The sequence below is a fragment of the Paenibacillus sp. J31P190 genome, assembly GCF_059692075.1.
The window spans coordinates 162993-178689 of the sequence record NZ_JCAUAS010000010.1 but is presented as its reverse complement, the minus strand read 5'-3'; the positions used below and the strand labels follow the sequence as shown (position 1 = coordinate 178689).

Sequence of the window (15697 nt, the reverse complement as noted above, 5' to 3'; positions counted from 1 at the left end):
ATATCAACCTTTAACTGAACCTACGATAAGTCCTTTGACAAAATATCGTTGAAGAAATGGGTATAAAAACACGATAGGGCCAAGTGTTATCACGACTGTTGCCATCTTGGCGGATTCCGCTGGAGCGGTATACTGACTGCTTGCGCCTACCGGAATCATGCTGAGCATTTCAATGTTGGATCGGATTTTAAATAAAACATACTGCAGAGGGTATAAGCTCTTATCATCGACTAACATGATCGCATTAAACCAATCGTTCCAGTAGGCGAGCGCATAGAAAAGAAGAATGGTCGCTAGTACGGGAACGCATAAGGGCAAGTAAATCTGAAAAGCAATTCGTACATCATTAGCTCCATCCATATAGGCTGATTCCCTAAGCGCACCTGGCAGTGCTTCCATAAAGTTGCGTACTAGAAACATATTGAATGCATTGAATAGCAGCATAGGAACAATAAGAGCAAATAGATTATCTACCAGCCCTAACTTTTTACACATGATATACCATGGAACCAAACCGCCGTTAAAAAGCAGTGTAATAAAAAAGTATAAATTAAGTCCTGCGCGATATTTCACCTTCGGATTGGAGAGCGTATAAGCAGCCATGGCCGTGATAATCACAGCGATCAGGCTGCCGACCACGGTTACCGTAATCGTCACCAGATAGCTCTTGAGCAATACGGTTTTATTGTTGAGTAAAGTGCGATAAGCTTCTAATGAAAAATGCTCTGGAATCAGCTGATAACCGTGCCGAATAATGCTGTTTTCATCCGATATGGATACCATCACCGTAAGAAACATAGGCAGAATACATAGGAGCGCATAGATGGCTAGCACAATATAGATCAACATCCCCGCCGTGTCGAAGCGTTTCATTGTCTTCATCTTAATAAAGCGCCCCTTCCTTGAAATATCTACGGGTAAACCAATTCGCGACGAAAACAAGCACTAAACCTACTGTTGATTGGAACAAGCCTACAGCCGCTGCATTAGATGGATCTCCTATTTGACGAAGCGATCGAAACACATACGTATCAATAACATCTGTCGTTGGATACAACACACCATTATCGCCGATGATGGCATAGATCATGCCGAAGTCCCCATAGAAGATTTTGCCTAAGTTTAGTAAGGTCAATATCGCAATTGTCGGTGCCAAGAGAGGCATTGTAATCCTCCAAATTTTGTCCCATCTTGTAGCTCCATCGATTTCAGCAGATTCATAAAGCGAATGATCGATGCCAGTGATCGCTGCCAAATAAATGATCGAGCCCATTCCCGCTTCTTTCCAAATCTTCATAACCACGAGAATCCATGGCCAGGCCTCCGCTTTCGTGTACCAGTTCACGGTTTCCATCCCGAAGAAAGTAAGCATCTGATTGATCATTCCAAAATCTGTGGAAAAAAGTCCGTACATCATGTAGCTGACAATAATCCATGAAAGAAAATTCGGAAATATCATCGTTGTTTGTGCGAATCGTTGAAACAAGCGGCTTCTTATTTCGTTAAATAAGATCGCGATGAATACTGCGCTAATGGTGCCGGCGATAAGAAACATGACATTTAACTTCACCGTATTTATGGTAATCAGCATCGCATCGCTTGTCTTAAAGAAAAATTCGAAATTTTTGAAGCCGATCCACTCACTGCCAAACACACCCTTCTGGTAATTAAAATGTTGAAAGGCTATCAAGAGGTAGGGATAAGTGGCATACGAGAAAATAAAAACATATAGGAGGGCAGGGACAATTAATAAGTAGGAGAACCGATTGATGAAAAGTTCTTGCAGTACTCCAGTTTTCTTTTTGATTGTGGAAACGCTCTTTTTTTTCATGGATGTTCGTGTCTGCATACAGCACCTCTCACTTTCGGGTTGACTACAGCATAGGAGATTGCACCAGCGTTGTAAATTTCGAGTATTCGTACTCTTTTCAATAATTCGTGTTTCGGCTTATTAAAAATAAGATATGCTATCAAAAAAGACGATTGAGTGCCGGTTAGAGCCCCAATCGTCCTATTTTTTACGTATTTTGTTGATGTTGTTCACGATAGCGTGAGGGCGTAACGCCGTATTTTTTCTTAAATAGCGTTGAAAAATAAGAAACATTGTAAATTCCGACTTGCTCGCCAATTTGAGCAACGCTATCGCTCGTTCCTGCCAACAGTGTTTTTGCCTGCTCCATGCGAATATGTGTAACATGATCATTAAAAGATGTGCCCACCATACTTTTGAACATTTTACCAATGTAACCCGAAGTTAGTCCTACCTGATCCGATACGATCTCAAGTGAGAGATTAGGGTCGTGGTAGTGCTGCTGTAAATATAGCTTAACCTCTTCAATCACCTTGGAGTTCTTCAAAGCGGCCAAACTCGTTTTATTTTCTTCGATCATATCTACAATTCGAAAGCAAAAAAGCTTCATCATGTTTTGAATTTCATCCAACGTTTCCGCCTGTGGAAGTTCATTCAAAGCCAAATATAGCTCCTTGGGATCAGCATCCCACCATTCCACAATACTTTCAAATTCTCGCGTGATAGCCAGATGTAAAAAGCTTGCATACTGTAACGTTAGTGACGGAGAACCGCTGCGGGATAATAGGGAGGTCCATTCCGCGATCTCTTTTTGAATGGTTTTGGGCTGACAAAGCTTGATGGCATCAATGATTTTGCGTTCCATTGCTGCTGGGTAACGAATAGATTCGCCAGGAACGATAGATTTCATCGCATCAAGCAAGCTGCCATATCCCCAAAACAGCTTCAATGACATATACCTTTGTGTAGATCGATACGAGCGCTCTATGTCTCCAATAGCCGACACTGTATCACCAATACTTACCGATATAGATGTCTTGTAATAGTCTTTAACAGTCGCTTGAATTTCATTCAGAATGTAATATAACTGCATATCCGGTGAAGACTGCTCCAATTGAATAATCATCGTTATTTCATTTTCTTCGAGAATAACCTGATCCGTTCGATAGATCTTGCCGAGCATCTCTTGTGCAATATTGCTTATGGCGAAACGAATGAGTTCCCTGTCAAGAGCGCTGAACGTGTTCTTAAAACTAGGGTATTGATCAATTTGAAACTGAATAACGGCAAAATAAGGACCTTGCATACGAGAAAGCAACTGCTGTTCAATATCCCCTTTATAGCCAGATGACTGTAAATGTCCCTTCAGCATGTTATACATATAGCCGTTCTTCAGTAAATCAGAAGAGCGTGACAGCATCACTTCCATCGATTTAGTCACCTGTATGGAGTTAGAGAATGCCTCTGATAACAACTTGTACTCATCCAACCGGAGAAGTGATTTGCCTTCAGAAGTTCCACTCTCCGTTACCTTGTCTACTAGTGCTTTGATTGGGTTATACAGGTTACCAGTTACAATTAATGAGATACAAGCCCCTGTAATGAAAAGAAATAGCGCAATAAGGAGCGTCCAATTACGAAGCTCATAAATGTTCGAAAGCAATTGATCATAAGGGCGAGCGCTAACAAACACCCAATCCAATTTTTCCGACTTCACATAAGTAATGAGAAATTTATGATGTTCAAGTGATTGAACAAAGCTGCCATGACTTCCCTCCTCTGATAAAATACGTTGAACATAATCGTTATCCGAGAAGTTTTTCATAAATTGCTCAGCATTCGAATGAGAGATCACGGTGCCTTTTGAATCCATAACAAAGGTACTTGTATTGCTGGACGAACGGCTAATACTGCTCATCGTATTCTGAATATATGTCTCTTTTAAATCGAGTACGATGGCCGACTTGGTTGCCCCAGAGAAGACAGGTTCAGGAATAATTTTGAACGTTAGTAATTGTAACGGATGGCCATTTCCATCTAGAACTTTACGAGGATAAAAGCCAAGATAACCGGTTTGTCTTCTTTCCCCCATTTGCGGGTCTGGAGGCAGAGAAGCAACATCAACATAAGCCTTATTGGTGAAATTATAAATGCTGATATTGGCTAAGAAAGGATAAACGCTTTGCATCTTCGATAATAGAAGATTAGCATTATAATTCGCGACTTTATCATCATCATTGGCATACATGAAGGTGATAATCTGGTTATCACTCATCAATTGGTTCGTAATGTTTTGCACTTGTTCAAAAACCACATTCGCCGTATAACTTACTTGCGAAAGCATTTCTCGCGAAGAGAGATCAATTTCCTTGACTGCTCTATTTGAAAACATCGAATATAAAATGGTGCATAATAGACCGATGGTCACCATAATTAAGAACAAGTAGGACAATATTAGTCTTCTATATACGCGATAGTGTTGAATACGCTTTAAAAATCCCATGATGTAGTCCCCCTTGACTCCATCATAACTCATCCCCCTACATTATAGCATCCTTGAAAAAGCTGACTCTATTTTAAAAATCAGCAAAAAGCCCCACCTGATCGACAATCAGGAGGAGCCATGTTCTTACCTATTTTTCGTATTCCTCGAATGGATCATCAATAAGCAGTCTATGTGCTTCTGCATCGCTTACACCTGCATACAGCATTGCCTTTCCATCCTCCAAGCGATGAAGACCCCCGCTGAAAATCACATCGATGAGATCATTTCTCTTGGCAGGTCCTAGCGGAAATTGATCACGCGTTGCGATGATCTTAATGGGACTTCTTTCCGAACTCTTCGGATCGAAAGCAAACGTCATGGCATGGTAGTGGCGAATCTCGCCTTCTTCCATGTAAGAGATGTGACCAAGTACACCCGCGAGTCCGTTCTTTAACAAGTGTACTTCATTCACGCCTCCCCATTCATCCTTCATAAACTGATCCGTGAATACAGGAGCTTCATCGATCACGGCTTCATTCAAATCTTCGAGCTTTTCAATTTCTGTATAACCAATAACAGCCCGGGCTCCTTCAACACCAAATGGCCGTGTAAATACACCTATTCGACCGTTTGCATACTCTATTAGTCGGATATCTTTCATGTGATCAGGACCGCAGGCAAAGTAAGTTAAATCTTGTATATCAGTCCCCTTATAGAACAAGGTGCGCCATGTTACGACATGCTTAGGATTCTCCGTATCAAAGACGACCTCTACACCACCGAAAACTAACTCCCCGGAGATAAACGTGAAAAAGGGGTCCTGTAAACCAAAGGATACGGTCTCTGCCCTCGGTATCCATGTACCGCCGCGATTCACGAAAAACATAACCTCTGAACGCTCTGAATCACGGGACTCCACACGACCAGCAAGAACCATCTCGCCACCGTCCATAAAAGGAGCCGCAATATTGTATACATCCTTCTCGCCAACGCCTGCGAAAACAAGCTTTTCCGCACCGTAAGCTTTCTTGTTAAAGTCCTCTAACAGCTGCTTGGAGGACTTTACTTCGTTACGCAAAGAAAGTGTCAATGTACCTTCTCCCCATTCCTATTTGTGATGTTTTTGATCATAAAATAGGCATAGCGAAAAGTAAATTTCGATTTTCAGGAATGAGTATTGAGAATTTACAATTGTTGATTTTTATAGATGCTCGCTATTTTTCTTTATTTAGCATCAATCACTAAATCCAATTCCTCGTAAGTTCAAAATAACCTTGTTATGTGCCTGTTCTTCGGGGGGCGGGTGCGGGTGGCCGGTGCAGGTGGTAGGCTTGACTGATGGCGGGGCAGGCTGGCAGGGCAGGTGCTGGGCAAGCTCGTGGGGAAGGCGCAGGGGCCAAATTGGGCACTGGATGCCATTCCCCAATCCACAAACCTCATGAAAGGGAACGTAGAAGCGCTATTTTGCAGAAAATCGCTATTTAACTAGTTAAACGGAACGACAGGACCTTATTTCTCCTCCGAAAGAGGTATTTCAATCAAAAATGGCAAAATAGCGCCTCCATGTTCCCTTTACGCTCAAAAAAGCTGGATATTGGGTAAATAAGGGCATCGTAGTTCCGTTTGCTGCTTCCGAACCCTGCAGGCGTTGCCTAAAATGAGCGGTTCCCACCATCGCCACAGCTTTTGTTCGACAATGAAATCAGAGTCAAGCTTCCGGTTTGGCATAAAATCTAGTCAAAAAAAAGGGCTACTCCCCAAGGAGCAGCCCTATGATGGCTACCAAGCCAAACACGGTTAATATGACACCCGATATTCGGTTGATCCAACGAAAAGCCGAAACATGAATGCGATCTCGAAGCATGCCAATCACAGTACTTAGCGCAAGCCACCATAAGGCGGAGCCTACGAAAACGCCGATCACCAGGGCAACAGCTGAAGCAATGCCTGTCTGTGAGCCGCCCATTCCCAAACCAGCAAAAGCGCCAAGAAAAGACATAATAGTCATCGGATTCGTAATGGTCAGCATCAGTGTGGAGGCGTACGATCTGAAAAGTGTATTACCTGAGGCTTTGGCTGCCTCGGCAGCAGGCTTAGAGCGGAAGGTCCGCACGCCCAAATAACATAAGAACAAGCCACCGACCGCTTGCAGCAGCACCTTTTGGTCAAGCAGGAAGCTGGTTATCAGCGTGAGACCGAAACCGGCGATGAAGCCGTAGAAAGCGTCAGCCGACGCAGCTCCCAATCCTGACAAAAAGCCATGCAGTCTGCCTAATGTGATCGTTCTTCGTATACATAAAATACCGATGGGCCCGACCGGTGCAGCGATCGAGAGCCCTAGTACAATTCCTTTCAACAACGGAATGAGCATCTTGATTACAGTACTTGCTCACCATCATACGTAGCAATCTTCTTATACAGATCCGGACGGCGGTCACGGAAAATGCCCCACTCGATACGCTGAACTTCCAGCTGATCGAGGTCAAATTCAGCAACAAGCACCGTTTCCTCACTGCGGCCAGCTTCCTCAATCATATTGCCCTGCGGGCCTGCGATGAAAGACGAACCATAGAAGTTGATGCTGGATTCCTCATCTTCTTCCTTACCGATGCGATTCGACGCGATAACCGGCATCAAGTTCGCCGCGGCGTGGCCGCGCATGCACATTTGCCAGTGATCCTTAGAATCGATCGAACCATCCTGCGGCTCGGAGCCGATAGCGGTCGGGTAGAACAGCAGCTCTGCACCCATCAATGCCATAACCCTTGCAGCTTCTGGGTACCATTGATCCCAACATACGCCTACGCCGATTTTGGCATAGCGTGTTTTCCAAACCTTGAACCCGGTATCGCCAGGGTTAAAATAGAACTTCTCCTCATACCCCGGACCGTCAGGGATATGACTTTTGCGATAAAGGCCAAGCACTTCACCATCTGCATCAATGACAGCTAACGAGTTGTAGCGTGCATAATTCTTTTTCTCATAAAAGCTTATCGGCAGTACGACCTTAAGCTCCTTAGCAATTTCGCGGAAATGTTTGATCGCTTTGTTGTTCTCCAGCTCCGTCGCGTAATGATAGTAGTCGGACTTCTCTTTTTGGCAGAAATACGGTGTCTCAAACAGCTCTTGGATCAAAATAATTTGAGCGCCCTTCGCGGCTGCTTGACGAACCAAAGTCTCTGCTTTGCGAATATTTTCTTCTATATTATCGGAACAGCTCATTTGTGTTGCTGCTACTGTGACATTTCTCAATGGAATCACCCTTTCTTGCTTGCTGGCATTTGCTGTGTCGTACAGTGGACGTTGCCGCCTTCTTTGATGATGGACATGCCGTTAATGGTGCGGATTCTGCGATCTGGGAAAGCTGCGCTTAGCACCTCTGCCGCCTTACGATCCGTCTCTTCCGCAGTTCCGCCAAACACCGGCAAAATAATGCCGCCGTTTACGAAATAAAAGTTCAAATAGCTCAGTGTCAGACGCTGCTCTTCAAAAAACGTTAAAGGAGGCTGCTCGATCTGGATAATTTCAAAAGAACGTCCCTTAGCATCCGTCGCATTGCGCAGAATTTCTAAATTCTCCTGTGTAATCGCATAGTTCGCATCCGCTGGGTCGTTGCAGACCTGTAAAATGATTTTGCCTGGAGCCGCGAAGCAAGCAATATTGTCGACATGACCGTCCGTTTCATCGCCGTCCAGCCCTTTATTCAGCCAGATGATCTTCTCGACGTTGACGAAGTTTTTCACATACTCTTCAATTTGTTCGCGGCTTAGGTCCGGATTGCGGTTCGTGTTCAGAAGACATTCCTCAGTAGTCAAAAGCGTACCTTCTCCATCCACATGAATGGAGCCGCCTTCCATGACGAGCGGAGCGTCAAAACGCTTCACACCGTGATGCTCCAAAATTTGCGGAGCCACATTATCATCAAGATCCCACGGCGCATATTTGCCGCCCCACGCGTTGAATTTCCAATTAACAGCTGCGATTTCCTGCTGTTCATTTAACAAGAATGTTGGGCCGTTATCACGGAACCAAGCATCGTTATGCGGAATGATCAGAAAATCTACGTTCTTCTCGTCGAACATAGCCTTTACTTGCTCAGCATCCGCCGGGTTCACAATCACTGTCACTGGCTCGAACTCAGCAATGGCCTTGGCCAAATCTGCATAGCCTTTTGATACAATCGCGTGATCCTCCGGATAAACCATCGAAGATTGAACGGGCCAAGAAATAAAGGTACGTTCGTGTGTTGTCCACTCTGCTGGCATTCTATAGTGTAAATCCTTAGGTTTCATCTCATCCATCTCACTTTATATAAATTTGTTGGCAGCCATATGAAGGGCAAATTTTGAAGTCAAATGCACCGTCTTTCATCATATACCAAAAGGAGCTTAGGCTCAATGTACATAGGTTTACAAATTTAGCAATCGTTTAAAGCCAAATTGCTCTGCTATGCATATTTTGTTTGCTTTTAATGAACATTATATATGGCTTTAACATGCAACGAAATGAAAGGGCGGATCACATTGGCAACTGTTTTACACATTTCAGCACATCCCCATGACCACCAAACATCATTCAGTATGGCTGTAGGAAAAGCTTTTATTGATACCTATCGGGAAGCCAACCCCAATGATGAAGTCATCCATCTGGACTTATACAGCATTCAATTGCCTCACATTGATGCCGACGTATTCAGCGGGTGGGGGAAATTAAGAGGCGGTCAACAATTCTCAGATTTGAGTAAGGAAGAACAAACAAAAGTAGGCCGACTTGGCGAAATAACGGATCAGTTTGTAGCAGCGGATAAATACGTATTCGTAACGCCAATGTGGAACTTTTCTTTCCCACCGCTTATGAAAGCCTATATCGATGCTATTTGTATCGCTGGCAAAACGTTTAAGTACACAGAAACTGGCCCTGTTGGCTTGTTGCCTGACAAAAAAGCGCTGCATATCCAAGCAAGCGGCGGCGTTTATTCGGAAGGACCTGCTGCCGCTATGGAAATGGGACATCGTTACTTAAGTGTCATCATGTCATTCTTCGGCATTACGGATTTCCAAGGAATTTTTGTTGAGGGCATGGCTCAGTCACCCGACAAAGCTCCGCAAATTAAAGAGGATGCGATTAGCCGTGCGCAAGCATTAGCTAAGACGTTCTAACAAATGATAAAAGAGGTCGTCTCAAAAGTAACATGATAGATGTGTGGGACAGATCTAATTGTTTAAAATAGTGAATATTTGAATGAAAAAGGAGCTAAGCGGCTTGAATGTGCTTAGCTCCTTTGTTTTTGACGTCTACCGCCGCTTTCTTCAGTAAGCTGTGGCTAGCGAAAGCCACCCGACCTCTAGACTTACTTTGGGTAAGCCTCGAAGCAGGAACCTTTTGAATCCACGACTGTTCTTCGTATCACCAAACACTGGCTCCGGCTCGATCATACGTCGGCCGCTAGCGCGCTGCCTTCTTCGCATACCATGCACACTTTGACAAGTCAATTTGATCCATGGTATATGGAATGTACAAAAAAATCGTTCCTTTCGTAAGTGGTTGGGTGGTACCTCCATTTTACCAAAAAACGAGAGGCTGCCCCTCAGTCATTTATGACTTTTGGGACAGCCCTTTGTTTTGTCGCACAGTATCTCTCGCAGTCATCTTCGGCGACTTTTTGCACAGCCACTTTTGCTGCAATGATGTATTTCATCGTTAGATTAAAGTTGAGGTCGCATTGCGATTGCTGCATTGATGTTTTACATCGTTAGGAGGGCGATTGGGCGTATAACGGCCCATAAAAAGATTGATGGAACGATGTTTTACATTGTTGCAAGGGAGCTCAATCATCGTTTACATGCTGTAACGATACTTTTCATCATTGCGTCACAGTTCGGCAAACTCTGCGTGTACGGCCTGTCTCTCAGACATCTTCGACTACTTTTTGGATAGCCACTTTTGTTACAAGTGAAGCTTGTACCCTTTGCGGTCAGTTCAAAGAGACAAAACTACATAGAAATTCAGTGTCTTCCATTCAGTACCGCTTTGTGAGCAAAGGTTGTGCCGTTGTTTTACCAAGGTAAAAGAAGCGGAGCCACTTAATTAGTGGCTCGTAGTTTTTTAGTCACCTATGAATAAAAGTGGCTGCCCGAAAGCAGATACTACTTTTGAAACAGCCCTTGTACCTATTTCGTCTTTCTCCCGCGATATTGACCCGTTCGCAATTCCAAGATATAGGCGTCCGAATCCGGCATCTGCTCATCCTTTGCGTGCTGGACAGCGAGCTCAATGTCGTAAGGCACTCGTACATGCTGTAGATTGAAGGCTGCGGGCTGTTTGCTGTGGTAATTCCCCTCAAGAAGGACATAAGAAGCTTGTGTCAAATCCAGTGGATTCCCTACACTTCCTGTATTGAAAAGCATTTTACCCCTAAGTACCTGCAAATAGGCGTTGTGAACATCACCATAGCCTGCCACGTCAGCTTGCAAAGGCTCCCCGCACACTTCCGAGGACTCAAACATCGACATACGGCTTTCCATCTGGTCCCACGGCTGAATACGTTCATATACGCTTCTTGGCGAAGCATGAAATAACCTCACGAACTTCCCGCTCATCCAAAACTCATAGCAAAAAGGCAGCCCTTTCAAATAAGTCAACCGCTCGCGCCCAAGCCTAGTCTGCTGCCAAAGCAAAACCGGATCTTCGGTAGGATTACCGATGAAATCATCCCAGTTTCCCATAATAACCTTATGGCAAACCTCCCGCACGTGATCAACAACGAGATCCGAATGCGGTCCCTTCCCTACTAAATCCCCTAGACAAATGATCTCCGTAACATGTCGATGCTGAATATCCTTCATAACCGCTTCGAATGCAGGCATATTACCATGGATATCTGAAATAATGGCTAGTTTCTCCATCGACCCACCTGCCTTTATGTTAATATTTTTCGTTACGCGAAATGGATGCTTCTCTCCTGCCCGCTCTGCCAACCAAAAACGGATACATCAGATACAATCCAACGACATACAGCAGAACGGCTATATAAACAGGCAACAAATGAATGAAGTCCATATAGCCAATGTGAACATGCACCAGAAGCCCGGCCGCAAATCCGGGAAGACCGCCCCAGAGAAACGTCCACCACAACCAGCTTTCGCCTTGGTTGACCCCCCATAAAGCGGAGGCTGTAATCGCTACCGCTAATGAAAAGAGCGCTCCGCCGAATCCTGCCCGGTCATGAGCAATGAGCGGAATGATGTGATCGTTCCAAGCAGCAAGCTGCTGGACTGTCAGGCCAAGATAGGCTAAATCTGTCGGTACGAACACGGTAGTGATACCTACGAAAGATATCGTCAAGCCTCCAATTGCTAAACCAAATCCGAGTACAACGAAGCAGCATTGACCCCACTGCGCTCTGAGCCAAACCGAATCATTCAGCACGCCTGGCTTCTTACGGGAAGGATGATCTTTCAATCCGCGCAAGGTCAGCAGCAGCATCGGAAGGAGCACGGCCGCAACTGCGGCATGAAGAGGATCAAAATAGCCATAGCCGAGATAAAGGAAAAAGCTGCTAAACCCCACCGCACTCGAAGCAACTACCGCAGTTCGCGCCCAGTGAAGCCCGTAACGCAAGCCATGACGAGCCAGTTGATAATAAAAGATACCTATTGAAATCATCGTCCCCGCTAAAGTAATGCGGTCATGGGACATGAAATGTATAATATGCCCATTAAAACGATTTATGACACTTCGGCTCACGCCAAGAAAAGTTTCGTCGTAAGGCAGGAGAACGCTTGTGGACGCAATAAGCCATGCGAGTACACCGCCAATCATCATGCCGATACCCAGCAGGCTCATCCAGCCCCAGTTGGCCCAAAACGAAGGCGGCTGGGGCTCAGCTGTTTGCTTGATGCGCTCATGAAGGATCGCTTCATTGATTCGCTTGGGCAGCCCTGGCCCCGCGTACACCAGACCGCTGTGCAGCTGGACGCTATTCGCTCCAGCTGCCAACAGCTCTAGAGCATCCTGCGGCTGATGAACGCCGCCCGCCGCAACAATCGTGCTCCGCTCGCCAAGCGACTCGCGGAGCAGCCGGACCTGGCTCAGCTGCGCCCCCAGCGCCTCCGCACCGCCGCCGACGCGTTCGCGGCGGGTGCTCGGCGCGCGCAGCGCTTCGCCGACGACGACACCGCTGAAGCTCGCGGCGGTGTCGGTAAGTTCACGCAGCATCCCGATGGGAGTTGGCTGCGGCAGGTAGAGAAGCAGCGGCTTCCCTGGGGCCGCTGCTTCAGCTATAAGGCGTACCTCGCGGAGGTACGCTAAGGCTTCATCCGATGGCCAGCCTTCGGCAAGGCCATCGATGTAGAACCCCGCCGCGTACGGCGCCAGCTTCGAGAGCAGCTCCTGCTGCTCAAGCAGCGCCTCGCGCGGCGAACTGCCCGGCATCGGCCGCAGCCGCACGAAGTGCGGCAGGCGATGCCCCGTGCCCTTGCGCAGGCGCTGGACGATCGCGTCCACGCCGTCGTTGACATAGCCATCGGGATACACGATGGCCCCACATACTACGTCGCGATCGATCGGCGCGTCATCATGTACTGCTCGGACAGTCACTGGTCCGAGCTCGATGAAGCCGAACCCGAACTGGGCCAGTGCTTTGTGCGCGGTCCCGTGAAGATCAAGCGTGCCGCTCAGGCCGATAGGACATTGAATCGGCACCCCCGCCAATTCATCCTCGAGGATCGGCGACAACTCCATGTGACCCATTGTTTTGATCACGAATGTTCCGCCTGGGACACGGCTTAATCCGCCTATCGCATGAAGGGTCAAGTTCCGGGCGATGCGCCCCGGCAGTCGAAATAGCAATGGACGAAATATCGCGTGATAAGACCAATCAGGCATCGATAAGTACTCCTGTATTTGTTTATTTTATCCAGTATACCGCGGATTAGGCGCCATGCCTACGTCACAGATTGTTGCTATTCCCTGTGATTAAAATCACACCGCCTCCATCGTCTTGTTCACTATACTAAGGGTATCAAGTTAATCTATGTGAAGTGAGGCGTTCCTTTATGTTAAACGAGCAAACTATCCGCGTTATTAAATCCACAGTTCCCGTACTGGAAGTTCACGGTGTAGCGATAACCAAACGTTTCTATGACCGATTATTCACGGCACATCCCGAGCTGCTGAATATATTCAATCATGCGAATCAAAAACAAGGCCGGCAGCAAACCGCTCTAGCCAATGCTGTGTATGCAGCAGCCCTCCATATTGATCGGCTCGAAGCCATTTTACCTGCTGTGAAACAAATTGCCCATAAACATCGCAGCCTAGGAGTCAAGGCGGAGCATTATCCGATTGTCGGCCAACATTTGCTTGCAGCTATCAAAGAAGTGTTGGGCGATGCAGCAACCGATGAAATTCTTCAAGCTTGGGCTGAAGCCTATGGGGTCATAGCGGATGCTTTCATCAGTATTGAAGCTGAGATGTATGATACATCTGCACAACAACCCGGAGGCTGGAAGGATTTCAGAGCGTTCCGAGTCGAACGCAAAAACAAAGAAAGCGACGTCATCACTTCCTTCTACCTGGCACCCCAAGATGGAGGCGCACTCGCAGCATTTGAACCGGGGCAGTATGTGAGTATCCGAATTCAGATTCCAGGGGAAGAACATACCCATATTCGACAGTACAGCCTCTCGCATGCACCCGGGGAGATTTACTATCGCATCTCTGTAAAACGCGAAGATCACAATCCTGCTATTCCTGCTGGCAAAGCTTCGGTCTATCTGCACAACCAGGTGCAGGAGGGCGATGTGCTGTGGTTATCCGCGCCTGCTGGCGATTTTACATTGGATCAAAAGGATACTCGGCCTATCGTACTTATCAGCGGCGGTGTTGGGCTGACACCAATGGTCAGCATGCTTCATACCCTTGCAACCACGTCGCCGAATCGTCAGGTTACTTTTATCCATGCCGCTCAGAACGGTCAGCATCACGCGCTGCGCAGGGAAGTTGAAGAGCTCGCCATGCAGCATCCGCAAGTGACTGTTGCCTGGTGCTATGAGCAACCGACGGAAGCCGATGCAGCTGAGCAAGCTTTTCAGAAAACAGGATATATCGATTTGCCATGGCTCCAAAGCATTGTACCGACTGTGGAAGCTAGCTTTTATTTCTGCGGACCCGTACCGTTTATGAAAGCAGTGAACCAAGCGCTCCGCGAATGGGGTGTTCCCGACTCGGATCGCCACTATGAATTTTTTGGTCCTGCGGGCACTCTGTAAAGGATTGGCGATCTGATTTCGCCTGTACTATGGTTTTACGTTCTCCCTCAGTAGACGATTCACGGTCTCCCGGCGAAGCCCGATGAACTGACCGATTTCCTCCTGCGTCAGTATGTCTGTCAGCTTCGACGTTCCCAGGTAGTTTTGGAACCAATTTCCCAGCTTCTTCAGCTTAACAGCGGGAGCCATTTCGGTCAGTTGATCAATTCGCTGCTGCATCATGCGCAGTTTATCCTGTAATTGTCGGGCAATCGTGCGGAAATGCTCCGGACTGCGCTCCAGCTGTTCGTACCACTGGGCAGCAGGAAGCACCTCTATGTCACAAGTGACAAGCGCTATCGCAGTACCGTAGTAAGGACTTGGGCTAATGAGCGAATGATGTGGAATGGTCTCGCCAGGCACAATGATATTCACGAGTGTCGTATTCCCATCCTCATGAGCACGGACAATTTTCAACAGACCGGTTTGGAGTTGGTACAGTGGACCCGTGTCTCCTTGGCGGAATAGGATTTCTCCTTTGTGCAGTTTCATTTCCATTCTCCTTCATTTATGAAAAAAAGCGACAGCATTCATCTGCTGATCGCTTTTTTGTTTATGATTGCTAGCTGCTAACCAGCTACATCTCTTTTTTTAACGGCTCCAGCTTCGTGCGAAGCGGCGTAAGTGCCAGTGTCAATCTGGCAAACCAATTCAACTGCTCCAACTTGCCGATGAGCCAAATCGATCCTATCAGCCCCAGAAGAGAAACGAAGACGGCTGCAGGCAGTGCCCAGAATGAGACTGAATGCGCAAAATAGGGAATGAACGAAACGGACAAAATCGGGGCCGCGTTCCATTTGAACCATTGAATGAGAAAGATGGTAAGTATAGCTGTTATGAAAAAAGATATGGCGCCGTGGCTTATCGCATACATGGTGCTGCCTAATATCACGGCTATGATGGCACCCATCGTGATGCGTCCAATATCCTTAATTTGGTCTACCCGGTGCATAAAAAGAAAGCAGAATGCCCCAAGCGTCGGATAAAACACCATCTTCATTGATGGGAAATGGTAGGATGCCCAATATGCTCCCATGAGGTAGCAGCACATCACTAGTGAACGTAGAAACATCGTTGGTTCCCGTCCTTTGT

The 15697-nt window shown here is 46.6% G+C and carries 13 protein-coding genes and 1 pseudogene; 2 read left to right on the top strand and 12 right to left on the bottom strand.

All coding sequences use genetic code 11. The features are described from left to right. Positions 1-3 precede the first annotated feature (3 nt). The 7 genes from AC58U0_RS19185 to AC58U0_RS19155 form a co-directional block, all read right to left on the bottom strand. Entirely contained in the window at positions 4-882 is an 879-nt protein-coding gene (locus AC58U0_RS19185) for a carbohydrate ABC transporter permease (RefSeq protein WP_497380571.1), read from the bottom strand. Between the two features lies 1 nt (position 883). Further along, positions 884-1849 (bottom strand): ABC transporter permease, encoded by a 966-nt coding sequence (locus AC58U0_RS19180; RefSeq protein WP_497380570.1) that lies wholly within the window; start codon positions 1847-1849, stop codon positions 884-886. 169 nt (positions 1850-2018) lie between these two features. After that, positions 2019-4313, bottom strand: coding sequence for an AraC family transcriptional regulator (locus tag AC58U0_RS19175; protein WP_497380569.1), 2295 nt, complete (start codon positions 4311-4313; stop codon positions 2019-2021). Between the two features lie 130 nt (positions 4314-4443). Then, positions 4444-5385, bottom strand: a complete 942-nt coding sequence (locus tag AC58U0_RS19170; protein ID WP_497380568.1) for a DUF1861 family protein — start codon at positions 5383-5385, stop codon at positions 4444-4446. Positions 5386-6045: 660 nt separating this feature from the next. Continuing rightward, positions 6046-6654: a LysE/ArgO family amino acid transporter gene (locus AC58U0_RS19165; protein ID WP_497380567.1), complete on the bottom strand. Its 609-nt coding sequence runs from the start codon at positions 6652-6654 to the stop codon at positions 6046-6048. A 17-nt stretch (positions 6655-6671) separates the two neighbouring features. Continuing rightward, positions 6672-7547 carry an N-carbamoylputrescine amidase gene (aguB, locus tag AC58U0_RS19160; RefSeq protein WP_497380566.1) on the bottom strand — a complete coding sequence of 292 codons (876 nt, stop codon included), beginning with the start codon at positions 7545-7547 and terminating at the stop codon, positions 6672-6674. Between the two features lie 5 nt (positions 7548-7552). Then, on the bottom strand, positions 7553-8587 hold the full coding sequence (locus AC58U0_RS19155; protein WP_497380565.1) for an agmatine deiminase family protein: 1035 nt from the start codon (positions 8585-8587) through the stop codon (positions 7553-7555). 231 nt (positions 8588-8818) lie between these two features. Between AC58U0_RS19155 and AC58U0_RS19150 the strand changes: the two genes are divergently transcribed. After that, a complete protein-coding gene (locus AC58U0_RS19150) occupies positions 8819-9454 on the top strand; it encodes an FMN-dependent NADH-azoreductase (protein WP_497380564.1) in 636 nt (211 codons plus the stop codon). Between the two features lie 94 nt (positions 9455-9548). Here the strand turns inward: AC58U0_RS19150 and AC58U0_RS19145 are convergent. From AC58U0_RS19145 to AC58U0_RS19135, 3 genes and pseudogenes are all read right to left on the bottom strand, one after another. Further along, positions 9549-9742 (bottom strand): annotated as a pseudogene (locus tag AC58U0_RS19145) (transposase); the annotation flags it as partial. 723 nt (positions 9743-10465) lie between these two features. Further along, positions 10466-11200: a metallophosphoesterase family protein gene (locus AC58U0_RS19140; protein WP_497380563.1), complete on the bottom strand. Its 735-nt coding sequence runs from the start codon at positions 11198-11200 to the stop codon at positions 10466-10468. A gap of 19 nt (positions 11201-11219) precedes the next feature. Further along, complete coding sequence (locus tag AC58U0_RS19135) at positions 11220-12728, bottom strand: dihydroorotate dehydrogenase (RefSeq protein WP_497380561.1); 1509 nt, start codon at positions 12726-12728, stop codon at positions 11220-11222. 623 nt (positions 12729-13351) lie between these two features. On the opposite strand from AC58U0_RS19135, the gene hmpA reads away from it, so the two are divergent. Then, positions 13352-14566: an NO-inducible flavohemoprotein gene (gene hmpA, locus AC58U0_RS19130; protein ID WP_497380560.1), complete on the top strand. Its 1215-nt coding sequence runs from the start codon at positions 13352-13354 to the stop codon at positions 14564-14566. A gap of 27 nt (positions 14567-14593) precedes the next feature. Here the strand turns inward: hmpA and AC58U0_RS19125 are convergent, their stop codons facing one another. Together AC58U0_RS19125 and AC58U0_RS19120 are read right to left on the bottom strand one after the other, a co-directional pair. Further along, positions 14594-15097: a Crp/Fnr family transcriptional regulator gene (locus AC58U0_RS19125; protein ID WP_497380558.1), complete on the bottom strand. Its 504-nt coding sequence runs from the start codon at positions 15095-15097 to the stop codon at positions 14594-14596. An 85-nt stretch (positions 15098-15182) separates the two neighbouring features. Further along, positions 15183-15641, bottom strand: a complete 459-nt coding sequence (locus AC58U0_RS19120; RefSeq protein WP_497380557.1) for a hypothetical protein — start codon at positions 15639-15641, stop codon at positions 15183-15185. Positions 15642-15697 lie beyond the last annotated feature (56 nt).

Excerpts from the sequence above, each read along its gene's own strand:
- AC58U0_RS19185 (WP_497380571.1), bottom strand. The coding sequence starts at position 882 with ATGAAGACAATGAAACGCTTCGACACGGCGGGGATGTTGATCTATATT.
- AC58U0_RS19180 (WP_497380570.1), bottom strand. The coding sequence starts at position 1,849 with ATGCAGACACGAACATCCATGAAAAAAAAGAGCGTTTCCACAATCAAA.
- AC58U0_RS19175 (WP_497380569.1), bottom strand. The coding sequence starts at position 4,313 with ATGGGATTTTTAAAGCGTATTCAACACTATCGCGTATATAGAAGACTA.
- AC58U0_RS19155 (WP_497380565.1), bottom strand. The coding sequence starts at position 8,587 with ATGAAACCTAAGGATTTACACTATAGAATGCCAGCAGAGTGGACAACA.
- AC58U0_RS19140 (WP_497380563.1), bottom strand. The coding sequence starts at position 11,200 with ATGGAGAAACTAGCCATTATTTCAGATATCCATGGTAATATGCCTGCA.
- AC58U0_RS19135 (WP_497380561.1), bottom strand. The coding sequence starts at position 12,728 with ATGCCGGGCAGTTCGCCGCGCGAGGCGCTGCTTGAGCAGCAGGAGCTG.
- hmpA (WP_497380560.1), top strand. The coding sequence starts at position 13,352 with ATGTTAAACGAGCAAACTATCCGCGTTATTAAATCCACAGTTCCCGTA.
- AC58U0_RS19125 (WP_497380558.1), bottom strand. The coding sequence starts at position 15,097 with ATGAAACTGCACAAAGGAGAAATCCTATTCCGCCAAGGAGACACGGGT.
- AC58U0_RS19120 (WP_497380557.1), bottom strand. The coding sequence starts at position 15,641 with ATGGGAGCATATTGGGCATCCTACCATTTCCCATCAATGAAGATGGTG.